Below are 22,016 nucleotides of genomic sequence, written 5' to 3'. Positions count from 1 at the left end.
CTTACATATGACGGCAATGCCGGTGTTCAACAAAGTGATAACAGTAAATGGATCGTGGTAACGACCCACCTTACTTGCTAAGTAATAAATACATGCTAATACAACTTTGTTTGCGCCTTCTGGTGAGAGTGCGTAACATTAGTACCCTATAATCTCAGAGAAAAAGAAAATAGTTATTTATGGTACAGAAGCCTGCTTTTCTTATCACGATTGATACCGAAGGCGATAACCTTTGGGTTAATACGAAAGATATTTTAACACAAAATGCTCACTATCTGGGTAGATTTCAACAGCTTTGTGAGAAATATGATTTTAAGCCGACCTACCTGACTAATTATGAAATGGCTATTTCGCCTGCTTATGTTTCCTTTGCAAGAGATGTTCTTGAACGTGGGCAAGGAGAGGTTGGGATGCATTTACATGCATGGAATAGCCCGCCGCTTTACTCTCTGACCTCAGATGATGATAATTATAAACCTTACCTGATTGAATATCCGATAGAAGTTATGCGTCAGAAAATCGCTTTTATGACGAATTTATTGGAGGATACATTTGGTGTAAAAATGGTCAGCCACCGTGCCGGGCGTTGGGCTTTCAATCGATATTATGCTCAGTTGCTGCATGAATTTGGATATCAGGTTGATTGTTCAGTAACCCCTTATATAGATTGGCGTGGGGTAATGGGTGACCCGAAGGGAAATGGCGGCACTGACTACAGTCATTTTCCAGATGGTGCCTACTTTATGGATTTAGAGGATATTACTAAAGTCGGTACATCGACATTATTGCAGGTACCAATGAGTACCAGATTGAAATACGGTTTTCTGCAAAATACGTTTAAGCAAATCTATAATGGAGTCAGGGGTAAAAAGAAACCTCTCTCTGTTCGTTGGTTACGGCCTAAAGGTGGCAATGTTGATGAGATGAAGTGTGTTGTTGAACAGTGCTTAAATGAAGGCAAGAATTACGTAGAGTTTATGCTTCATTCTTCCGAGTTTATGCCTGGTGGGAGTCCAACATTTAGTAATGCGGAGTCAATTGAGTTACTTTATCGTGATTTAGATGAATTATTTTCATGGCTGAGTCAACGAACTCAGGGAATGACAATGGCTGAATTCTATAAGAAAAGTGTGGCTTGTTAAATATAATTATTGTTTCCCTTGGTATTTTAATATATGAGTAGAATTATAAAAAATAAGATATATCAGTTCAACGAAGCTCCTGTTATTGTTTTTCTGATTTCTTTGGCGCTATCTTTTGCGCTACCCTATGATGCAATTAGTCGTTATGCTTTATACATAGCACTTTATCTTTCTGTAATATATATTTTTATCAGAAGAAACAGTATAAGAAATCGAGAGTTAATATTACCTTTAGTTATCATATTGTTTGGCATTTTTGAAATGTCATGGGCCGCACTGTTTAAGAGCATTGATTATAACATTGTAAATATTGAATATATTCGTTCTGCTAAAAGAATGATTTCATGTGCAGTAATACTTTTTCATTTGATATCAATTAAAGATAGGGTAGGTAAAAAAACTTTATTTCTATCTGGCGTTATGTTGCTGATTAGTTATTTATATTTATCTTTTAGTGGTATCTATTATCATATACAAACAGGGGAACGCATTGGATTTGGTCTGGCGGCAACGATAGGAGGATATATTTATGCTGTCCAAGCTTTATTGGTAATGTATATCGTATATGTGTCCAGAATAAAATACAGTAGTGTTCTGTTGGTTGTGCTGTCATTATTTACATTTTATGTTGTTCTTATGACAGAAACCAGAGCTGTTATCATCATTTATCCATTGTGTATTACCTTGTTCTTTATTAAATTAAAAATTATAAATATAAAATATTTACTTGTGTTGGCCGTACTTATCGCTGCGGGTGTAAGTACAAATTTAATTTCTTTACAACCAATTATTTCAAGAATGGACTCTACCGTCTATGAGGTTAATGCTTATCAAGGAGGGACTGTTGGCACATCTTTAGGTGCAAGGTTTAGTTTATGGAAAGCCGGACTGCATATTATTTGTGAACATCCTTATGGGATCAGTGCTGATGAGCGTAATATTCTGGCTAGAAAATACATTACTGAAGAACAGTATAGTAATCCGGCGGCATTAGCGGCCCTGGAGTTCCATTTACATAATGATGTAATTAATATTGGTTCATTACAGGGAATTGCGGGAATGCTATTTTTACTGGTTTTTTATGTTTCCCTGATATATTACTCATTTATAATCACTAGAAGCATCCTGATATCAGCATTACTCATGATTCCGACAATATTCTTTGGTTTGTCTGATACGTTACTTTATTCAAATAAATATGTGTGTGTCATGTTATTGAGTCTAATTCTCTATCTATGCTTTTCATATTTAGATAATAGAGAATTAGAAAAATATAAAGTAAAGACTTATTAAACTGACTTATTGTTCCATCTTTCCATAATAGAGATTAGCGATGTTTTAAATCGCGTATAGTAATTTTCAGGGTAAAATTTTTGAGCAGAAGATTGGATTAGCTTCTGGTCAGGAAGTATTTCTCCATCCATAATATTAATAATAATATTATGAAGCGTTTGAACATCTCTTGGTTCAAACAAAATACCATTGATACCATCCTGAATAATATCTTCAGGCCCTGTTGGACAGTTGCTACTGATACTGTAAACGCCACGAGCTGCAGCTTCGGCAAGTACCATACCAAAACCCTCATGAGTTGAAGCGAGTATTATTGCCGTTATATCATGTAAAGCCTCCCAAGGATCATGCTGCCATCCATGCCAAATTATTTTGGGATAGATGCTTAATTGATGTGCATAATTTCGGGTAAGCTCCATATCCTTACCATCACCAATAATATGCAATTCGAACTCGTTTTCTATGGTAGAAAACGCATCCAGAATGTCTTTTAGCCTTTTCTCATCGCCAAAAAGGATGCGACCTAAATAGGCGAATTTGTGCTTATTTGTAGGTCTCGGGATTATGCGATCAGCGGGTTTACATGGATTGAAAATAGTATAAATATTTGATTTTTTTTCACCTAATTCAGTTAGCTGTTGTGTTATTCCTGATGCAATAGCTAAATGAAAGTCTGCTCTTAACATATCCTCCTTTTTACTCATCTCTGCTATTGAACCATGAGACCATGAAACAATAGGGTAATCACCCCTACCGATCTTCCTTGCAAGATCGGCGATTAGACATGTTAGAGCGTTTGTACAAATGACAATATCAGGTTTTTCACGAAAAAGGTAACGGGTTAATGCGGTAATATAAACGAGGTTTCTGACTTTTTTACTTTTATGTGTACACATTGAAGATTCATATTCAATGCTTTCTAACCATTCCTTATAGTGCTGTTTTTCTTTTCCCAGCATAAATAATTTAATCTGAATACCATCAGCTTTTATCATAGGAATAAGCGTGGTCATTACAGTTTCCATTCCACCACGACCTTCTAGAAAAGGAAGAATTAGAATGATTTTTTTTATTGTAGGAATCTCATTTACCATGTTGGAATTATAACCTGCATATTATGATCACATTACAGAAAAGAATTTAACGTCTCTCTTAATGTGTCATTAAATTTTTTGTAATCACATTGTTCCTGCGTATAACGCAGAGCATTTTCACTATATTGATGATATTCATTTTCTTTAATAATGTGCTCTATACCATTAGCATAATCAATGTACGAAGGAACCCTGAGAGCCATAAGTTTATCACTTAAAGGATTATACCCCTGATGATGATAATGAATATTTAACCCTGTTAACTTGTTGTATTGATCAAATGTCATGGTTGGAGTATATCCAAGGCCTGTTTGCCCCGTTATAATCACTTCCGGTTGCCCATCAATAAGGGGAAATATTACCGGTATGCCATTATAGAGCGCTTCCATACAAGATAAACCAAAGGCTTCGGTTATTGGGCTACTAATATAGAAGTCTATTTTTTGATAGAAATCAGCCAAATCATGTTGGAAACCCATAAATATGACTTTATCGTTTAAATGTAACTTTTTAACGAGTGATTGTAGTTTCTCTTCCTGAGAACCTTGGCCTGCAATGTATAACGTTGTATTTATTCCTCTTCGATTAAGTTCCTGGGCTGTCAAGATTGCTACCCCAATGGCTTTAATCGGCTCTAAACGCGAAGCGGTACCTAAAATAATGCTCTCCCCCAATGTATCTTTTAACTTTTTTATTTTATGGGGTGGGGGAATATTATTTGGAATTGTCTCTATTGAACAACGTAAGTCAAATTTGAGTTGTAGCATTCTTTGTGATGCGACAGATACAGAAATGCAACCATCGACCATGGAGAAGAAATTTAGCGTTTTGGCGTTTTTACTAAAGTGCCATGAATTCCCATGATCATAGTAAACAATTTTTCCATAGGAAGGTTTTTTATCCAGATTAGGAATAAGATCCCAAACAATAATCAGATCTGCTTTTTCTTTTTCAATTAGTTTGCGAAGCAAACGTTTTCGCATAAAGGACGGATATTTATACGCCTTATTCTGAAAAACGCGGTAAGGAAAAACAACGTTCTTCTTATCAATATGGTCAGTGAGAGCATCACTCAACACATTATTAATGTTAACAATAATATCTTCATCGCCATCATTGATATTACTATTAATAAATTGGATTAGCATTTTCTCGGTGCCCGCTAGCCCATCGAGATTAATTATATGTAGGCGCTTCATCTGATACTCAATAAATAATTATAGATAATATCCGGTGGTATCGATTTTATGTTGTCTGTTCGCTTTACTGAAAGCTGATTTTTTCCATATCCCCCAATCAGCCTAGGATCTGTCGGTCCATATAGGGTGATATTGGGGCGGTCCAGTGCAGCAGTCAGATGGCTAAGTCCGGTATCAACAGAAACAACGGCTTTAGCGCCAACCAACACATTTGCGATTTCTTTCAAGGATAGTTTAGGTAAAACTTCAACATGTTGGAAGCCTTTCGCTAAACGTTTTGCTCTTTCGTGCTCATGAGGAGCTCCCCAAGGGAGCTTGATTTTTAATCCAGACTCTGTGGTAAGGGCAATCAGCTCGCGCCAATGCTGTTCGGGCCAATGTTTATCATCACGGGTTGTGGCATGAAGAAAAACCAAATAGGTATTTACATCTGCGGGAAGAGTTGTTAGAAAATGTTGGGCAATACCATAATCACCTTTTTTGTCTGGCATTGGGTAGCCAAGGCTGAGAGCAAACAGTTGACGGGTACGTTCAACAGCGTGCTGATTTTTAGGTATTGGGTGCTTTACATCATAGAACCAACTAGCCAGTGGCTCTCTGGCGCTATGGCGATCTTGCCCGTGCTTCGTTCCTTTGGCTTTTCGAGTAATTAAAAAGGCGCTCTTTATGAGCCCTTGCGCGTCAATGACCGCGTCATAATGGCGATCTTGTAATTGGGTAATAAATGCGGCTCTTTCTTTACGGGTATCGGCACTAAACCACGATTTTCTCCAGCGACGTATGGCTACGGGAATAACCTGATTAACGGCATTATGCCAACGAGGGATCTGTGCAAATCCTTCTTCGACCACCCAGTCAAACTGGATATTTGGGATCGCATTTTGTGCATCGGTAAGTGCCGGCAGAGTATGTAAGACATCCCCCATCGAAGAGGTTTTGACTATCAGAACCTTCATTACTGGTGCTCCTTGCTGGCTAGCAGTAATTGGAGCTCAGCTAAAACCTGCTCAGGTTGAATATCAATTAAGCTTTGGTGGTAGCCCTGTTGAGCATTTCCTTTACGTACTTTATGGTAACCGGTAATCAGGCGGATCACTTTGGCATCACGTGTGAGTGGCGGTGTGAAATCCGGGCTGCTTGGGCCATAAAGGGCGACTAAGGGTTTATTGAGTGCTGCTGCGATATGCATTAATCCCGAGTCGTTACTAACAACGGCATTACAGGCGGCGATCAGAATGACGGCTTGATCCAATTGAGTGCTGCCGGCAAGATTATGGCAGTGGTGCTGTAGGTCGGCTGGAAGCGCATGAACAATCTCCTCTCCTGCTTCTCTGTCTTTCTCTGAACCAAACAGTGCAATTTGGTATCCCATTGGAATCAGACTGTTAGCTAGAGTGGCATAGTGGTAATGAGGCCAGCGCTTCGCCGGGCCAAACTCAGCGCCAGGGCAAAATCCGATCACAGGTCGACTATTATTAAGGTTGAATTCGGCAGCGGTAACTTCAATCTCTGTTTGGCTAACGTGAAGTTGAGGCCAGAGAATGGGCTGAGGGATATCCTCGGCATGAGAGATACGCTGTTTGTTATAGGCTAAAGCCACATAGCGCTGAACCATCAAAGGGAATGCGGCTTTATCCAATATGCGAAGATCGTTTAGCAGACCGTATCGCATTTCTCCACGCCATCCGGTGCGGATTGGAATCTGGGCAAAAAAAGGAACTAGAGCAGATTTAAAGGAGTTTGGCAGAACAATAGCTTGTTGATATTGCTCTTGACGTAATTGTTTACCCAGATGGCGACGTTCTCCAATGGCCAGTGCACCGTGACCTAAAGGCATTGGAAGCGCTTGACTAATTTCAGGCATTCGGGCCAATAACGGGCGACACCAGGCTGGAGCCATTACGTCTATTTCCACAGCCGGGTTTTCTGCCTTTAAAGTACGATAAAGGCTTTGTGACATCATCATATCACCAACCCAGGATGGCCCGATAATCAGCGTTTTCATGCTTAATACTGCTCCAGTTGTAAAGCGACACGGCGATTGCATAGTTAAAATAAAAGCCCGGGGTTATTAACACAGGGCTTTTATTAAGTGACTGTGTTATTTAAATTTTATAATTTATCCCGATTTAGCCAAGTCATGTATTCTGCCACGCCTTCAGCAACGGTTTTGAAAGGCAGATCATAGCCTGTTGCTTTTAGTTTAGTGAGGTTGGCTTGAGTATAGGACTGGTATCGACCTTTCAAATGCTCAGGGAATGGGATGTACTCAACGAGCCCTTTTTTATGGAAAGCCAATACCGCATCTGCAACAGCTTGGAAGGATTCTGAGCGACCGGTTCCACAGTTAAAGATACCTGAAGTGCCATTTTTCCAGAACCAGAGGTTCATATTGGCTACGTCACCCACATAGATAAAGTCGCGTTTAAGCTGCTCACTGCCTGAAAATAGCTTTGGATTTTCACCGTTATTGATTTGGTTATTTAGGTGAAAAGCAACGCTGGCCATGCTGCCTTTGTGATTTTCCCGTGGGCCATACACGTTGAAATAGCGAAATCCACAAATTTGAGATTCGGCCTGAGGCAAAATTTGGCGGACATACTGGTCAAACAGGAACTTTGAATAGCCATAGACGTTAAGAGGTTGCTCAAATTGACGATCTTCAACAAAGTTATCACTACGGCCACCGTAAGTCGCTGCGGATGACGCATAGAGGAATGGAATACGGCGATCCAGACAGAAGTGAAGCAGATCTTTGGAGTATTGATAGTTATTATCCATCATATACTTGCCATCCCACTCGGTGGTTGAAGAACAGGCACCCTGATGGAAAATTGCATCAATATCACCTAAATCATCACCGGCGAGAATATGAGCAAGAAAGTCTTCTTTATCAATATAGTCAGCAATTTCTAAATCAACCAGATTGGCGAATTTAGTACCATCTTTCAGGTTATCGACTACCAGAATGTCTTGATATCCGGTATTGTTTAATGCTTTGATAATATTGCTGCCGATAAATCCAGCACCGCCGGTTACGATAATCATGGTTTCACCACTTGTTCCAAGATAAATTTGTTGGGAGGTTGTCTATGTTAAACAACGTCCAGCGTTATTTTATGCCGAATGTATCGATATAGCTATCTGGCTGGTAGACACTGGATATCAGCCTCAGTTCCGTTTCAGATAATTAATGCTTTTTATCATCGTTTTGATACCAGGCTTTCAGGTATTTCATAAAGCTATAAGCCACAGCATAAGTTCCAGTAACCACACCTACTTTGCCATCCTTCCAGCCATTCTTGAAAATATACCATTTCCAGAAAGAGCCAAAAGCGCTAAATAATCCTCTGGCCAGAGACGGTTCTACCCGCTTATATTTAACCAGTCGGGTGGTATATCCATTCAGTTTATTAAACACTTCATGGATAGAGAAAAAGGTATCGTGTTTAACAAAGCCGGCGATCACTGTGGTCTTTTTGTAACCTTCAGCCGCATCATCAACTGGGCGGTTGTTAAAGCCAACACACTCACGATTAAATAATCTGACCGGGTAGTCTGGCGAGGTGACAGGATAAATATTGTGGACTTCTTTGCCTAAAACAAACCAGTGACGAGAAATTCGAAACGCCATATCGGGCGCTGGCATTGTACCATTCTTAATCTTCTTTATCTCTTCAACGGTTTTCTGGTCAATGATCTCATCGCTGTCCATGCAAAGCACCCATTGGTTGCTTACCAATGATATTGCATAGTTCATCTGCTCACCATGAGTGGTATAAGCGCGGTAAACTGGGGTTACGCCAAACTGTTGACAAATATCCAGAGTCTCATCGCTGCTTCCTGAATCTACAATAATTAACTCATCGGCGATTTCTTTTAGGGGCAAAAGCACATCTTGTAGTAATCGCGCGGAATTAAATGTTAGTACACACACTGATAAAGGAAACATAGTTTGACCGCCATAGGACTTAAAAAATAAATAGTAACGTAGCTGCTATTTTTGTTCAATTAGACATAATTCATATGCTTAGATGACGTTTTCTCATTGGTGATTTTTGGGCTGGTGGTAATGAGGACGCGGCCATTTGTGGCGCGACGCTACAATAGGTCAGATAAGAGTAGATTGACCATATTGCCGGTGATGTTCCAAAAATATTTTTTATGGTGCTATAGGTAGCTTGTGGATTGATTTTCTCAATCGATTCAGGTGCCGGGCAGCGATGAGTCAGAGCGACAGGGAGCACCACTGGTTTTTCTGGTGCCTTCACTTCAACGGGTTTAGGCTCACTCGTTGGATAGGTTCGATGTGGTGCCGATGGTAATAAGTGGCTGACAGGCACTAATACCACGTCCTGCGGTAACTGCGGCAGCATTTGTTGCAACACGCTAATGGTAGATGGATGAGGATGGCCAATAGCAATGGCTGAACCATTTTTTTGTGCCATTTTCACTGCTTGATTAAATTGCTTTTTCACTGCGGCTTCACTTTGGTCATCATCCAGAAAGACTTTTCTTTTGACTACCTGAACGGAAGTTCCCTCCGCAGCCTGTGTCGATTTGGTGCTGCCGATGGTCACACTATCGAGAAAGTAAAGTTGATAGTGGCTCAGGGTTTTCATCACCAGTTGCATAGCACCTAAATCAGAGGTCATGGCGCTGCCCATATGGTTATTCATTCCTTTTGCATGGGGAACGTTGTGTATGGCTTGAGCAATAATACGCCGAATTTCTTCCACACTCATACCAGGGCGTAGTGTATCTGGTTCCAGAGGTTGTTTACTTATTGGTGCCATTGGCATATGGATGAGAATTTCATGCCCTGATTGATAGGCTTTTTGCGCCATTTCTTGCGATAGTGGCGCATTCGGTAATACAGCAACGGAAATGGCTGCTGGCATTCTCAAGATCTGCTCTTCGTTATGTTTACGATAGCCAAAGTCATCGATGACAATCGCCAGTCTGGCCGGGGCGGCACAAAGCGTAAAACTTAGGCATAACAAACCGAGTAGCGGGTGGATAAGGTGTTTTAATCTAGTCACTACTATTTTCCAAGCCATGATTGTGGGTTAACTGCCTGTCCTTGACGGCGAATTTCAAAGTACAGCGAAGGTTCTCCCTGACCGCCACTGGTGCCAACCAGCGCAATTGGTTGACCGGCTTTAACCTGACTACCAACGCTAACCAGTGCACTCTGGTTATAGCCATACAGGCTCATATCGCTTTTACCATGCTCGATAACAACAACCAGGCCATAACCCTGTAGCCAGTCAGCCAGTAATACGCGTCCATCGGCAATGGCTCGAACTTCACTACCTTCTGGCGCGTTGATAACGATACCTTTCCAGCGCAGTTCCCCTTGCAGTGCTTCACCGAACCGATGGCTTATTTGCCCTCTTACTGGCCACATCGCCTGGGCTGTCGGGCGACCGAGTCCACCAGTACGAGCCATCAGAGAGCGCTCTTCTTCCGTTGTTTTATACACTGAGCCTGATTTTTGAGCCTGCTGTTGACGAACTCTTAGTTTTTCAGCCTCTTGCAGCTCTCGAGCTGCTCTGGCTTTGGCTTCTCGCTCAGCTTTGGCTATTTGCTCTCTTAAACGAGATTCATTTTTCTTTAATTCGGCCAGTTTTTGCTGATCGGCCTGAATGGAGATATCCAGTTCGCTTAAGGTTGTTTTCCGAGCCTGACGCACCGACTCCAGTTTTACCTGTTCATCTTTTTGCTGGCCAAGCAGCGTTTTTTGCTCGGTCTGCTTTGTTTGTAACTTGTTTTTTTCCTGCTTCAGATCGGTTTGTGTTTCTTTGAGCTCATCAATGGTTTTTTGGCGAGCCTGATTCAGGTAGCCGTAATACGCGAGAATCCTCTCGCTACGCTGGCTCTCTTCACTTTCCAGAATGAGTTGAAGTTCGGAGCTTTTTCCCAGACGAAAAGCGGCATCCAGCTGTTTAGCCAGATAGTCTTGTTGGGCATTTTGTTGTTTTTGCAACCGTTTTATATTGCTGTTAAGGGTGCTAATTTCGCTGCCTAAATTATTCAAGGCCCCCTGAGTTTTTCGCAATATCAGGCTGGATTGAGCAATAGATTTTTCCTGCTCTTTAAGCTGAACATTAAGGTCTTCACGCTGTTTTTGCTGTAGTTTGACGTTTTTTTCTTTTTCAGCAATGTCCTGCAAAACGGAATTGAGCTGTTGATTATTATTTTCATCAGCGTTGCAAGGATAAGAAGAGAGAAGTGCGCCAGCACAGATCAGGCTGGCGCAAATAACACACAAACTGAAACGGTGAGTCGATACACCTCGTGCAGAGTCCTGTTTTGGTATCCGCACAATCGACCCCCCTGATAGCTTGTGAATAGTGAAAAAAATCGCTTCCTTCATGGAAGACGATTATTTCACGATGAACAGCGGCTTACCAGTCATCTCTTGTGGAATTTCCATTCCCATCAGGCTGAGCATGGTTGGTGCGAGGTCAGACAGTTTGCCGCCTTCGATTACCTGCGCTGGCTTTCCTACATAAATCAATGGCACAGGCAGGCTGGTATGTGCCGTATGGGCCTGACCCGTTGCCGGATCGCGCATCTGTTCAGCATTACCGTGGTCGGCGGTAACCAGTAACTGTCCACCGACTTTTTCAACGGCAGCAACCACTTGACCAACGCAAGCATCCAGCGTTTCTACCGCTTTAATTGCAGCTTCATATATACCGGTATGGCCAACCATATCACCGTTAGGATAGTTACAGATAATGGCGTCATATTTACCGCTTTCAATAGCCGCAACTAACTTCTCGGTCAGCTCTGCGGAACTCATTTCTGGCTGTAAATCGTAGGTCGCAACTTTAGGTGAATTCACCAGAATGCGATCTTCACCAGTGAATGGATCTTCTACGCCACCATTATAGAAAAATGTGACGTGAGCATATTTCTCAGTTTCAGAGATGCGTAACTGAGTCTTATCATGTTTCATCAGCCATTCACCAAAGGTATTGGTGAGTGAATCTGGTGGGTAGGCACATGCTGCTTTAATATCCGCAGCGTATTCAGTCAGCATCACAAACTCGCTGAACTTAACCACTTTATTACGTTTAAATCCGTCAAAGTCAGGATTGATAAAGGTACGAGTGATTTGACGAGCACGGTCAGCGCGGAAATTCATAAAAATGAGCGCATCACCATCCTGCATCGCCGCAGAGGGCTCACCTGATTTTTGAATAACCGTAGGCTTAACAAATTCATCGTTTTCATCACGGCTGTATGCAGCCTGTAATCCTGAAACGGCATCTTCTGCGGTGAACTCACCTTTGGCATCAGTCATCAGATCATAGGCAAGCTGTACACGATCCCAGCGGTTATCACGGTCCATTGCATAGTAACGGCCTACGATGGAAGCGATGCGACCGCAGCCCAATCTCTCAAATTCTTGGGTGAATCGTTTCAGTGTTGATTGCGCACTACGGGGTGGGGTGTCGCGACCATCCAAGAATGCATGAAGATATACGGTTTTTGCGCCACGCTTTGCGGCTAATTCAATCATCGCCAGAATATGGTCTTCATGGCTGTGAACGCCACCAGGGGACATCAGGCCCATGATATGAACAGCTTTATTTGCTGCAACCGCGCTATCAATAGCGGAGGTTAATACCTTGTTGGTAAAGAAATCACCGTCTTTAATCTCTTTGTCTAGGCGAGTTAGGTCTTGATAAACGATGCGTCCGGCACCCAGATTCACATGACCAACTTCGGAGTTACCCATTTGGCCATCGGGTAAACCTACATCTAGGCCTGATGCGGCAATGAGCGTATGTGGGTGGTTCTTCCACAGATTATCCATCACCGGTTTTTTAGCATTAACAATAGCGTTATCCTGCTGCTCTTCTCGGTAGCCATAGCCATCAAGAATCACTAGAACCATGGGTTTTTTTGTGCTCGACATTCAAATAACCTCGTAAATAACATTGAAATTTGCGGTATTCATTTCATATCCAATGTGCTTTTTATACCACATTGAGAACTTAGAGGTAACGATAGGTACAACCAGCATCGTTATTTGGAGGAGAATTTTACTACAATCAGAGAAAAATAAGCGGAAAAATCAGACTTTGATACCTGTTTTTACTCTTTTCCAATATGTTTAGCAGCAAACTCTTGATAAAATTTTTAGAGATGTACCGTATTTTCTGCATTGCTAACCGTATTTTGGCTGTATTTGGTGCAGTGCGAAGGTATACTCCATAACCTTGATTATTTAATCCCAAACAGCGGGAGTTGTTATCCTCCATGGAACAAGTTATGCAATTTGTTAGTAACCACCCGGTATTGAGTATTGCCTGGGTTGGCTTACTGGTCGCTGTCATTTTTATGACGCTAAAAACAGCAACATCTAAAGTTAAAGATATCAGCAACTCGGATTTGACCCGACTGATCAACTCAGAAGATGCGGTTGTTGTTGATACCCGTACGATTGATGATTTCCGTAAAGGGCATATTGTCGGTGCGATCAACTTAACGCCAACAGATATTAAAAATGGCACCCTTGCCGTTTTGGACAAACACAAAGAGCGTCCGGTAATTGTACTTTGTGCTAATGGTACCAGTTCAAAAGAGCCGGCAGAAGTGTTGGTAAAAGAAGGCTTCACACAGGTATTCACGCTGAAAAACGGATTGTCTGGCTGGAGTGGTGAAAACCTGCCATTGGTTCGCGGTAAGTAATAGTCGGTAAAACGGGATGAGCCCCACTTTACTGTTTATCTCAAAATTCCCGATTATTGCTTTATTTCAGCATGAGAAGGACATTTAACTTAAAGGTAATTTTTTATGTCAGAACAAAGCAACCCAGAAATGGCGTTTCAAATTCAACGCATTTATACCAAAGACGTCTCTTTTGAAGCGCCTGCTGCACCACTGATTTTTCAGCAGGAGTGGGAGCCTCAGGTTAAGCTAGATTTAGATACGGCTTCCAGTCAACTGGGTGATGGTGTATTTGAAGTTGTTTTACGCGTTACAGCAACCGCTATGCTGGGTGAAGATACTGCATTTTTATGTGAAGTTCAGCAGGCAGGTATCTTTAGCATTACTGGTCTGGATGATTCTCAGATGGCTCACTGTCTGGGTGCATACTGCCCGAATATTCTGTTCCCTTATGCTCGCGAATGTGTCTCTGCATTGGTTTCTCGCGGTAGTTTCCCGCAATTGAATTTGGCGCCAGTTAACTTTGATGCGCTGTTCATGAACTATCTGCAGCAGCAAGCCGAAGCTGAGCAAGGCGCTGTGCCGCATCAGGACGCGTAATGAATCAAGTCGATATGACTGTTATCGGTGCCGGCTCTTACGGCACCGCTTTGGCCATTACGCTGGCGCGTAATGGCCACTCGGTGGTGTTGTGGGGGCACGATCCTCAACATATTGCACTACTGCAACAGGATAGAAAAAATCAGGCGTTTCTTCCGGATGTTCCATTCCCGGATACGTTACAGTTACAGGCCAACCTTCAGCAGGCTATTAGTGTCAGCCGGGATATCCTAGTGGTTGTGCCTAGTCATGTTTTTGGTGATGTTCTTCGGCAGATAAAACCGTTTTTACAGCCCAATGCACGTATTGTTTGGGCAACCAAAGGGCTGGAAGCAGAAACTGGGCGTTTGCTGGCCGACGTTGCCAGAGAAGCGTTAGGTAACGATATCCCACTGGCGGTTATCTCCGGGCCAACATTTGCCAAAGAGCTTGCTGCGGGTTTACCTACGGCGATTGCGGTAGCTTCATCCGAACCTCAGTTTACTGACGATTTACAAAAGTTATTGCACTGCGGGAAGAGCTTTAGGGTTTACAGTAACCCTGATTTTATTGGCGTTCAGTTAGGCGGCGCAGTTAAAAACGTCATTGCTATCGGAGCGGGTATGTCCGACGGTATTGGTTTTGGTGCCAATGCTAGAACGGCATTAATAACCCGAGGTTTGGCAGAGATGAGCCGCTTAGGGACCGCATTGGGTGCAGATCCTGCCACGTTTATGGGCATGGCTGGATTAGGCGATTTGGTATTGACCTGTACGGACAATCAATCCCGCAACCGTCGTTTTGGCATTATGCTGGGCGAGGGGAAACGTGTTGACGAGGCCCAAAATCTGATTGGTCAGGTGGTTGAAGGCTATCGTAATACTAAAGAAGTTTGGGTACTGGCTCAGCGCTATGGCGTGGAGATGCCAATTACTGAACAGATTTACCAGGTACTTTATGCCGGTAAAGATGCCCGGGAAGCGGCTATCACTCTGCTTAGCCGAACCAGCAAAGATGAGAAAATAAAAATCTAATTACTATCAGTATCCATTGTTTTTATTGGCACTGAGGTGTGAGCAGGAGCTGGAAAATGTCATCAGAGTCAATGCAGGTCTGGAATGAGATAAAAGTTGAAGCGCGAAAGCTGGTTGATTGTGAACCTATCCTTGCCAGTTTCTTCCATTCGACGCTGTTGAACCATGAGTTTCTGGGGAATGCTCTGAGCTATATTCTGGCCAATAAATTGGCCAGCGCGACCATGCCGGCTATTTCCGTTCGGGAAATTATTGAAGCGGCAATTCAGTCTGATAATTCCATCGTTGAATCGGCGGCTCGTGATATTTTGGCGGTACGCCAGCGTGATCCAGCCGTTGATAAATATTCAACTCCGTTACTCTACCTTAAAGGTTTTCATGCGTTGCAGGCCTATCGCGTGGGCCATTGGTTATGGCAGCAGAATCGTAAGGCACTGGCTATTTATTTACAAAACCAAGTTTCTGTGGTGTTTGGGGTGGATATTCATCCGGCGGCTCGTATTGGTCACGGTATTATGTTGGACCACGCGACGGGTATTGTGATTGGCGAAACAGCCGTTGTAGATAATGACGTTTCTATTCTTCAATCCGTTACGTTGGGTGGTACTGGAAAAGAGGGGGGCGATCGTCATCCGAAGATCCGTGAAGGGGTGATGATTGGTGCTGGCGCTAAAATTCTTGGTAATATTGAAGTGGGTAGAGGTGCCAAAATTGGTGCTGGTTCTGTAGTGCTACAGGCGGTGCCACCTTACACCACGGTAGCGGGTGTACCTGCCCGTATTGTTGGTCGCTCAGGCTGTGATAAGCCTTCAATGGAAATGGATCAAAGCTTTAATGGCTTGAAGGGCGATATTGACCTCTCGGTTGATGATTAATCCTTTTCCATCAAAATCATTCAAATAGTTTATTTTAGCTGGCAGGGCTTTCCGGTCAGTTTCTATTCCCGATGCACTGCGCCCTGATAACCTAATTGTCTCCACGCTTCGTACACTACCACCGAAACAGCATTTGACAGATTCATACTGCGGCTATCTGGCTGCATAGGAATACGAATTTTTTGTTCTTTTGGCAGGTTATCCAAAACTTCCGCAGGTAAGCCACGCGTTTCAGGGCCAAAGAGCAGGTAATCACCGGGCTGATAGGAAACCGCGCTGTGGGCCGGTGTGCCTTTGGTGGTTAGGGCAAATAATCGGGCAGGATTTTCGTTAGTAACAAACACCTGATAATTCTTATGGCGTTTGATAGCGGTAAACTCATGGTAATCCAGTCCGGCACGACGCAGGCGTTTATCATCCCAAGTAAAACCCAGAGGTTCTATCAGATGTAGCTGGAATCCAGTATTTGCACACAGACGGATAATATTGCCCGTGTTTGGTGGTATTTCTGGTTCAAATAAAACAATGTTTAACATGCGCCCCCCAATTCAGAGAGGCGCAGAATAACAGATATTGAATCTCGCTAGAACTAGCGAACGTAAAGAGGCAGCCAAATTATTAGGCGTAGTCCACCTAATGGACTTTTTCTGCTTTGGCCCAGCCGCCATGCTGGCTAATTGCGGATTCCACGATGGCTAAACCAAGGCCAGAACCGCCAGAATTACGATCTCGAGCCTCATCAGTACGATAAAATGGTCGGAAAATTTGTTCGCGATCTTCTTCTGCTACACCAGGGCCGTCGTCATCCACATGAATCTCAACGCCCTGTTCGCTACAGTGGAAGGTAACAACAATGTGGTGGTTGGAATAACGGAAAGCGTTACGAATCACGTTTTCTAATGCACTGTCCAATGCAGCCCGGTTGCCAAAAATTGGCCAGTGGCCGGGGGGAACTGCGATTTCCAGCTTTTTATCCGTATGCTCAGCTTCAAACTTGGCATTATCAAGAACATCAGCCCAAAGCTCATCTGCTAATAGACGTTCTCGGGCGATTTCGCTTTTATATTGATTGCGCGACAGATCCAGCAAGTGGTTAATCATATGATCCAGTCGCTGCGCTTCCGTCTCTATTCGCACTAATTCTTTGGATTCGCCATGTCGGCGTCTCATCAATGCAGTTGCTAACTGCAGACGGGTTAATGGTGTTCTTAATTCATGTGATATATCAGATATTAACCGTTGCTGCGCTTTCACCATACGATCCAGCCCGCTTACCATTTGGTTAAAACTGGCTCCAGCAGCACGGAATTCAAGTGGGCCAGACTCAAGTTCTGGAGATTCTTTCAGGTTACCTCGGGCTACTTCATCCGCAGCTCGTTTTAGCTTACGGGCCGGTTTAGCTAGGCTCCAAGCCAGCCAGAGCAGTAAAGGTATGCTGATAACCATGGTGACGGCCAGCAATAACAGCGGGCGGTCAAACAGCAAATTGATAAAGTCTGATTGTGGGCTGGTTGCCGGGCGCATTAAATACAGTTGATAGTGTTCTTCTCTATCGCGAACTGAAAATGGCCCCACCATTTCCAGCAGGCCATATTTTTTCTTCATCGGATAGTCAGCATTGTCTGCCTGCCCGATAAAGTTGCGCACCATCTGCATTTCATTACGTTTCAGAATGCCGACAATTCGGCCTTCGCTGGTGACCAGTAACATGCGCTGGCCAGGGGGGGACCACTTTTCAATAGCCTGCAATAGCCTGCGCCACCACATCAGATCGCTGTTAGGCGTACTGGCCAGTTCAGCTTCAACGTGCTGCTCTAGCATGGTTCCCTGACGCCGCTCGCTGTCTAGCAGGGCGGCTAACTGACGGGAGTCAAGTTTAGGAACCATCAGTACCACCATGACGACTAACGTCAGGGTTAGCCAGAATATGGCAAAAATGCGGGTTGTCAGGCTATTGAAGGTAATCATGTTGCAGTAACCATCAGATAACCGCGACCACGTAGAGTCTTGAACCAAGATAATCCGTCATGGCGCTCAGGTAATTTACGTCTGAGGTTTGAGATATGCATATCAATAGCGCGATCGAAAGGGGTTAAGCGTTTTCCCAGCACTTCCTGACTTAAATATTCGCGGGAAACCACTTGACCTAAACGTTGGGCTAATAAATAAAGCAGGGTGAATTCAGTACCGGTCAGATCGAGGGTTTGTCCGTCGAAGCTGGCTTCCTGACGCCCTGGATTCAAACGTAGTTTATCTACCTGCAGCGTATTGGAGCTGACTTCAGGTTCTTGTTGTTGTTCGCTCCAGTTGGAGCGTCTTAAGATAGCGCGGATACGGGCTATCAGTTCGCGATCGTTAAATGGCTTAGGTAGATAGTCATCCGCCCCCAATTCTAGCCCTAATACTCTATCCAGCTCACTGCCGCGCGCGGTGAGCATAATCACCGGCGTTTGATAATTTTGGCGTAGCTCTTTTAGCGTATCGATACCATTTTTCTTTGGCATCATAATATCTAGCAGAAGCAGGTCAATGGTGTCATCCATCATGTTTATTGCTTGTTCGCCATCATAAGCAACAACAACGTTAAACCCTTCCAGCTCCAGTAATTCTTCCAGCAATGACGTGATTTCACGATCGTCATCAACAAGCAATATTTTACTCATAGTGTTTCCTCCGGAAGCAAAATTACTCGAATAGGTGGCGCTAATCCATGACTTTACACACATTTACACGCACTGACGCTAGTTTTCATCCGCTCGGGTAGACTTCTCTACATCGGTTCAATACGGTGAAGCTTGCGGAGAAGATGATGCATAAAGTTAATGTATTAATTATGGCATCAATGTTAGCACTGAGTACATCAACAGTGTTGGCCGCAGACACAAAAAACGCTGAATCTTCAGTTGAACCAGTAAATTGTACAGAGACGGAAGCTTGTTTTAGTTCGGTTTCTCCCGCGAATAGCGGTGAAGTGTTAAAAACTGAGGTTATGCGCCAGCATGGTTTATTTGAAGGGTTGAAGTTGACCGCCAAACAGCGCCAGCAGATGCGTGACTTGATAAGACAAAATTACCATGATGTTATGCCACAGATGTACAGGGATAACATGGAAGCAATGCATAAGTTAATCATTGCCGATAAATTTGATGAAGATGTTGCGCGCGCACAGGCTGAAGTTATCGCCAAAGCGCAGGTTGAGAGACAAGTTGCTTTAGCGCGGGTTAACCACCAGTTTTATAGCCTGCTAACGCCAGAGCAGCAAAAGATATTCAATCATAACCATTCTGAAAGGATGGAGATGATACAGCATCGTTTAGACCAGATGCATAAATATGATGAACCAGATCCCCAGTAGTAAGAGTATGTAGTTGTAAGTAGTCGTATGTAGTAAATCCTATGATGTTTTTCCTTGCCTTAGACACCATCCATGTCTTCCCCGCCATAGACGGCGGGGTTTTTTTTGCCTCTTAATTATTTACGGTAGTAAAAATAATTAGCAATTTCAATTAATTATAACCTCTCGAATACGGGCGCGATCCGTATCGTTTATATATTCTGATCATCATTATGGTGAAGTGAGTGATTAACGTATTACCTCTTGATTGAATAATTCAACAAAGATAATTGTGAAACAGTCTGAAAATTTTGTGCAAAAAACAAGATCAAGTATTAAAGAGCCTGAATGGGTGATGTAATGATAATATTGAATGGTTCAGAATGTTGTTTAATCGTTTGAGCTAATAGTCATTATACTCGTCTGGAGAACGTGGACAGGGAAGAGGTAAACTATGATAATGATGAATAATCATAGTCGTCGTATTACTTGTTGTAATAGATGGTATTGGTGACTATTAAATATAATATACAATTACAAACAGTTAGCTATGGTGGTTGGAAGTGATTGCAAAATTTTTGGGATGGAATGAGTGTTCGTTTGAAGAATATGCATTGTTATGTGATTCATTTGGTTTTAATTGCGAATCATCTCCTTTATTTATTAATTTTATGCTTAAGAAGGGGGCTAACCTAAATTTTCTTTCTTATAGACGAGAAAATAATCTTGTGGGAGCTGTATGTTTGGATAATGGATGGTTAGTCAATGATATCAAAAATCCAAAAAGAACTAATATGCATATTCCCGTTCCTGCATACTCCATATTACCGCCCTTTATGGATGGTGTGCGAGTGTTGGCACCATTTAAGTCAAAGTGTGTTTATCCTTCGTTTAGTGGTTTTATAAATACATCCTTTCACTTATTGTCTAAAAGAAAAGTGGCATATACAAAAGATGTCGTTAATGGTTTTTCAAAGAAATCAATATCAACGATGAATCGAAAAGAGCGTCTTTTTCTGGAAGACGGGGGAAGTTTCGTTGATGTAAATAAGCTTACTCCATTAGAGTTATTTAATATATATGATGCCCTTTTCTTTAGCCGTCGGGGTGTTCGGATAAATCAGCCTGAACTAAATATTGATTTTTTTCATGAGTGTAAAAATAATTTCTTTGGAGATGTAACTTATCTTAATGGTGAGCCTGTTGGAGTTCAGTTATTAATATTTAGTCTTTCTAAGCGAGGTTTTTTTGTTGATTTTATCAATATTGGTTACGATATGAATATTAATAAACATTCTTTGGGATCTATATTGATGTGGAATAATTTAAAGAAAGCACATGCATATGCAGTTAATTTGAATGTGCCAATGTATTTTTCTTTTGGTGCTATGTCTGGCGCTTATAAGACCCGCTGGTGTACGCCTCAAACAGTAGGGCGCATTCTGACAATTTAATTCTTAATAACAGTTAAGTGTGTTATCAACCCCATGTATAACTGGTATTGTTGTAAAAATGAGTTAATCCTTAATGACTCAAATTTATTATTTTTAGAGACACCAAATTGTAGCCAGTTTTTGTTGAGCACGACATAATCTCCGATATCAGTATCTAAATTTATCGATACGCATTAAAAATACTCAGCGGGTTGATAATCTGGGGCGGGTTTTTTTTGCCCAAAAATCGCTATACTAACTGTTTTGACTGATAGTATTCAGGAGCAATAAACAGTGGGCGATCAGTACGGACGACTTGTTAAAACAGCCGCACTCTGCGCGGCGAGTGTGGCAGCAGTATTACTGTTGGTAAAAATTGCCGCCTGGTGGCTTACCGGGTCGGTTAGTTTGCTGGCTGCGCTGGTCGATTCTATGGTGGATATTGCTGCTTCTATCACTAACCTGTTGGTCGTACGTTATGCTTTGCAACCTGCCGACCATCAACACACATTTGGCCATGGAAAAGCGGAATCTCTGGCTGCATTAGCCCAGAGTATGTTTATCAGTGGTTCTGCTATTTTTCTGTTCTTAACCGGTTTTCAACATCTGGCGAATCCTCAACCGATTAAATCTGCCGGTATCGGTATTATTGTTACGGTTATTTCGTTAATCAGTACGATTGGTCTGGTTACCTTCCAACGTTGGGTTGTAAGAAAAACGCAAAGTCAGGCTATTCGTGCAGATATGCTACATTATCAGTCAGATATCTTTATGAATGGGGCTATTCTGGCAGCATTAGGCTTGAGCCTTTATGGTTTCCTGTACGCGGATGCGATCTTTGCTTTAGGGATAGGCTGTTACATTTTATATAGTGCATTAACGATGGCTTATGATGCAGTGCAAACCTTGTTGGACAGGGCATTACCGGACGAAGAACGACAAGAAATTATGGATATCGCATTGTCGAAATCGGGCATTATGGGCGCACACGATCTCCGTACCCGTCAATCAGGTCCTACGCGCTTTATTCAGTTGCATGTGGAAATGGCGGATGAACTACCTCTGGTTGAAGCACATAAAATTGCTGATGATGTAGAGCAGGATATATTAAGACGTTTTCCCAACTCAGAGGTTATTATCCATCAGGACCCTTGTTCCGTCGTGGTATCCTGAAGATAGGCGCCGTTTGCGAATGAGTTAGATTATCCATTAGTAGAAACTTATTTCGGGACGATAAAAAATAATTTTTTTATCTATATAAATTATTACCGTTTTTAACTTAAACTGAATCAATTCAGCAAATCATGTTTGCTATACTGAGTCATCAAAGTCAGCAGACATTAGT

General features: G+C 42.5%; 20 protein-coding genes and 1 pseudogene. 9 read left to right on the top strand and 12 right to left on the bottom strand.

Annotated features, from left to right (window positions below; genetic code table 11):
- Positions 1 to 179: 179 nt before the first annotated feature.
- Positions 180 to 1,142 carry a polysaccharide deacetylase family protein gene (locus HYN51_RS14925; protein WP_108900744.1) on the top strand — a complete coding sequence of 321 codons (963 nt, stop codon included), beginning with the start codon at positions 180 to 182 and terminating at the stop codon, positions 1,140 to 1,142.
- A gap of 33 nt (positions 1,143 to 1,175) precedes the next feature.
- Positions 1,176 to 2,435, top strand: a complete 1,260-nt coding sequence (locus HYN51_RS14920) for an O-antigen ligase family protein (protein ID WP_108900743.1) — start codon at positions 1,176 to 1,178, stop codon at positions 2,433 to 2,435.
- Here the strand turns inward: HYN51_RS14920 and HYN51_RS14915 are convergent.
- The 9 genes from HYN51_RS14915 to gpmM form a co-directional block, all read right to left on the bottom strand.
- Entirely contained in the window at positions 2,432 to 3,529 is a 1,098-nt protein-coding gene (locus HYN51_RS14915) for a glycosyltransferase (RefSeq protein ID WP_108900742.1), read from the bottom strand. The genes HYN51_RS14920 and HYN51_RS14915 overlap by 4 nt on opposite strands.
- A gap of 32 nt (positions 3,530 to 3,561) precedes the next feature.
- On the bottom strand, positions 3,562 to 4,728 hold the full coding sequence (locus HYN51_RS14910) for a glycosyltransferase (RefSeq protein WP_108900741.1): 1,167 nt from the start codon (positions 4,726 to 4,728) through the stop codon (positions 3,562 to 3,564).
- Entirely contained in the window at positions 4,725 to 5,684 is a 960-nt protein-coding gene (gene rfaC, locus HYN51_RS14905; RefSeq protein WP_108900740.1) for a lipopolysaccharide heptosyltransferase RfaC, read from the bottom strand. The genes HYN51_RS14910 and rfaC overlap by 4 nt, the downstream gene beginning before the upstream one ends.
- Positions 5,684 to 6,733: an ADP-heptose--LPS heptosyltransferase RfaF gene (gene rfaF / locus HYN51_RS14900; protein ID WP_108900739.1), complete on the bottom strand. Its 1,050-nt coding sequence runs from the start codon at positions 6,731 to 6,733 to the stop codon at positions 5,684 to 5,686. The genes rfaC and rfaF overlap by 1 nt, the downstream gene beginning before the upstream one ends.
- Before the next feature lie 107 nt (positions 6,734 to 6,840).
- Positions 6,841 to 7,776 carry an ADP-glyceromanno-heptose 6-epimerase gene (gene rfaD / locus HYN51_RS14895; RefSeq protein WP_108900738.1) on the bottom strand — a complete coding sequence of 312 codons (936 nt, stop codon included), beginning with the start codon at positions 7,774 to 7,776 and terminating at the stop codon, positions 6,841 to 6,843.
- Between the two features lie 142 nt (positions 7,777 to 7,918).
- Positions 7,919 to 8,680, bottom strand: coding sequence for a glycosyltransferase family 2 protein (locus tag HYN51_RS14890; RefSeq protein WP_108900737.1), 762 nt, complete (start codon positions 8,678 to 8,680; stop codon positions 7,919 to 7,921).
- A gap of 70 nt (positions 8,681 to 8,750) precedes the next feature.
- Positions 8,751 to 9,749 carry a divergent polysaccharide deacetylase family protein gene (locus HYN51_RS14885; protein WP_407936354.1) on the bottom strand — a complete coding sequence of 333 codons (999 nt, stop codon included), beginning with the start codon at positions 9,747 to 9,749 and terminating at the stop codon, positions 8,751 to 8,753.
- Positions 9,750 to 9,772: 23 nt separating this feature from the next.
- The gene (envC, locus tag HYN51_RS14880; RefSeq protein ID WP_108900735.1) at positions 9,773 to 11,107 is read right to left on the bottom strand and encodes a murein hydrolase activator EnvC; all 1,335 of its coding nucleotides are present in this window, start codon (positions 11,105 to 11,107) and stop codon (positions 9,773 to 9,775) included.
- Between the two features lie 9 nt (positions 11,108 to 11,116).
- Positions 11,117 to 12,661, bottom strand: a complete 1,545-nt coding sequence (gpmM, locus tag HYN51_RS14875; protein ID WP_108900734.1) for a 2,3-bisphosphoglycerate-independent phosphoglycerate mutase — start codon at positions 12,659 to 12,661, stop codon at positions 11,117 to 11,119.
- A 344-nt stretch (positions 12,662 to 13,005) separates the two neighbouring features.
- Between gpmM and HYN51_RS14870 the strand changes: the two genes are divergently transcribed.
- The 4 genes from HYN51_RS14870 (at position 13,006) to cysE (ending at position 15,904) form a co-directional block, all read left to right on the top strand.
- Entirely contained in the window at positions 13,006 to 13,437 is a 432-nt protein-coding gene (locus HYN51_RS14870; protein ID WP_108900733.1) for a rhodanese-like domain-containing protein, read from the top strand.
- Between the two features lie 105 nt (positions 13,438 to 13,542).
- On the top strand, positions 13,543 to 14,016 hold the full coding sequence (gene secB, locus HYN51_RS14865; protein ID WP_108900732.1) for a protein-export chaperone SecB: 474 nt from the start codon (positions 13,543 to 13,545) through the stop codon (positions 14,014 to 14,016).
- A complete protein-coding gene (gene gpsA / locus HYN51_RS14860) occupies positions 14,016 to 15,029 on the top strand; it encodes an NAD(P)H-dependent glycerol-3-phosphate dehydrogenase (protein WP_108900731.1) in 1,014 nt (337 codons plus the stop codon). The genes secB and gpsA overlap by 1 nt, the downstream gene beginning before the upstream one ends.
- Before the next feature lie 56 nt (positions 15,030 to 15,085).
- Positions 15,086 to 15,904, top strand: coding sequence for a serine O-acetyltransferase (gene cysE, locus HYN51_RS14855; RefSeq protein ID WP_108900730.1), 819 nt, complete (start codon positions 15,086 to 15,088; stop codon positions 15,902 to 15,904).
- Between the two features lie 62 nt (positions 15,905 to 15,966).
- Here the strand turns inward: cysE and trmL are convergent, their stop codons facing one another.
- The 3 genes and pseudogenes from trmL to cpxR form a co-directional block, all read right to left on the bottom strand.
- Positions 15,967 to 16,440, bottom strand: a complete 474-nt coding sequence (gene trmL / locus HYN51_RS14850) for a tRNA (uridine(34)/cytosine(34)/5-carboxymethylaminomethyluridine(34)-2'-O)-methyltransferase TrmL (RefSeq protein ID WP_108900729.1) — start codon at positions 16,438 to 16,440, stop codon at positions 15,967 to 15,969.
- A 53-nt stretch (positions 16,441 to 16,493) separates the two neighbouring features.
- A pseudogene (gene cpxA, locus HYN51_RS14845) lies at positions 16,494 to 17,872 on the bottom strand (envelope stress sensor histidine kinase CpxA).
- On the bottom strand, positions 17,869 to 18,567 hold the full coding sequence (cpxR, locus tag HYN51_RS14840) for an envelope stress response regulator transcription factor CpxR (protein WP_108900728.1): 699 nt from the start codon (positions 18,565 to 18,567) through the stop codon (positions 17,869 to 17,871). Before cpxR ends, cpxA begins: the two are co-directional and overlap by 4 nt.
- 143 nt (positions 18,568 to 18,710) lie before the next feature.
- On the opposite strand from cpxR, the gene cpxP reads away from it, so the two are divergent.
- The 3 genes from cpxP (at position 18,711) to fieF (ending at position 21,844) form a co-directional block, all read left to right on the top strand.
- A complete protein-coding gene (gene cpxP / locus HYN51_RS14835; RefSeq protein ID WP_108900727.1) occupies positions 18,711 to 19,259 on the top strand; it encodes a cell-envelope stress modulator CpxP in 549 nt (182 codons plus the stop codon).
- A 542-nt stretch (positions 19,260 to 19,801) separates the two neighbouring features.
- A complete protein-coding gene (locus HYN51_RS14830) occupies positions 19,802 to 20,692 on the top strand; it encodes a GNAT family protein (protein WP_108900726.1) in 891 nt (296 codons plus the stop codon).
- Positions 20,693 to 20,965: 273 nt separating this feature from the next.
- Positions 20,966 to 21,844 carry a CDF family cation-efflux transporter FieF gene (gene fieF, locus HYN51_RS14825; protein WP_108900725.1) on the top strand — a complete coding sequence of 293 codons (879 nt, stop codon included), beginning with the start codon at positions 20,966 to 20,968 and terminating at the stop codon, positions 21,842 to 21,844.
- Positions 21,845 to 22,016: the final 172 nt, after the last annotated feature.

Origin of the sequence: Limnobaculum parvum (assembly GCF_003096015.2) — a bacterium.
Taxonomy (GTDB): Bacteria; Pseudomonadota; Gammaproteobacteria; order Enterobacterales; family Enterobacteriaceae; genus Limnobaculum; species Limnobaculum parvum.
This window is presented reverse-complemented; position numbering and strand designations above follow the sequence as displayed.

Excerpts from the sequence above, each read along its gene's own strand:
- HYN51_RS14925 (WP_108900744.1), top strand. The coding sequence starts at position 180 with ATGGTACAGAAGCCTGCTTTTCTTATCACGATTGATACCGAAGGCGAT.
- HYN51_RS14920 (WP_108900743.1), top strand. The coding sequence starts at position 1,176 with ATGAGTAGAATTATAAAAAATAAGATATATCAGTTCAACGAAGCTCCT.
- HYN51_RS14915 (WP_108900742.1), bottom strand. The coding sequence starts at position 3,529 with ATGGTAAATGAGATTCCTACAATAAAAAAAATCATTCTAATTCTTCCT.
- HYN51_RS14910 (WP_108900741.1), bottom strand. The coding sequence starts at position 4,728 with ATGAAGCGCCTACATATAATTAATCTCGATGGGCTAGCGGGCACCGAG.
- rfaC (WP_108900740.1), bottom strand. The coding sequence starts at position 5,684 with ATGAAGGTTCTGATAGTCAAAACCTCTTCGATGGGGGATGTCTTACAT.
- rfaF (WP_108900739.1), bottom strand. The coding sequence starts at position 6,733 with ATGAAAACGCTGATTATCGGGCCATCCTGGGTTGGTGATATGATGATG.
- rfaD (WP_108900738.1), bottom strand. The coding sequence starts at position 7,776 with ATGATTATCGTAACCGGCGGTGCTGGATTTATCGGCAGCAATATTATC.
- HYN51_RS14890 (WP_108900737.1), bottom strand. The coding sequence starts at position 8,680 with ATGTTTCCTTTATCAGTGTGTGTACTAACATTTAATTCCGCGCGATTA.
- envC (WP_108900735.1), bottom strand. The coding sequence starts at position 11,107 with ATGAAGGAAGCGATTTTTTTCACTATTCACAAGCTATCAGGGGGGTCG.
- gpmM (WP_108900734.1), bottom strand. The coding sequence starts at position 12,661 with ATGTCGAGCACAAAAAAACCCATGGTTCTAGTGATTCTTGATGGCTAT.
- HYN51_RS14870 (WP_108900733.1), top strand. The coding sequence starts at position 13,006 with ATGGAACAAGTTATGCAATTTGTTAGTAACCACCCGGTATTGAGTATT.
- secB (WP_108900732.1), top strand. The coding sequence starts at position 13,543 with ATGTCAGAACAAAGCAACCCAGAAATGGCGTTTCAAATTCAACGCATT.
- gpsA (WP_108900731.1), top strand. The coding sequence starts at position 14,016 with ATGAATCAAGTCGATATGACTGTTATCGGTGCCGGCTCTTACGGCACC.
- cysE (WP_108900730.1), top strand. The coding sequence starts at position 15,086 with ATGTCATCAGAGTCAATGCAGGTCTGGAATGAGATAAAAGTTGAAGCG.
- trmL (WP_108900729.1), bottom strand. The coding sequence starts at position 16,440 with ATGTTAAACATTGTTTTATTTGAACCAGAAATACCACCAAACACGGGC.
- cpxR (WP_108900728.1), bottom strand. The coding sequence starts at position 18,567 with ATGAGTAAAATATTGCTTGTTGATGACGATCGTGAAATCACGTCATTG.
- cpxP (WP_108900727.1), top strand. The coding sequence starts at position 18,711 with ATGATGCATAAAGTTAATGTATTAATTATGGCATCAATGTTAGCACTG.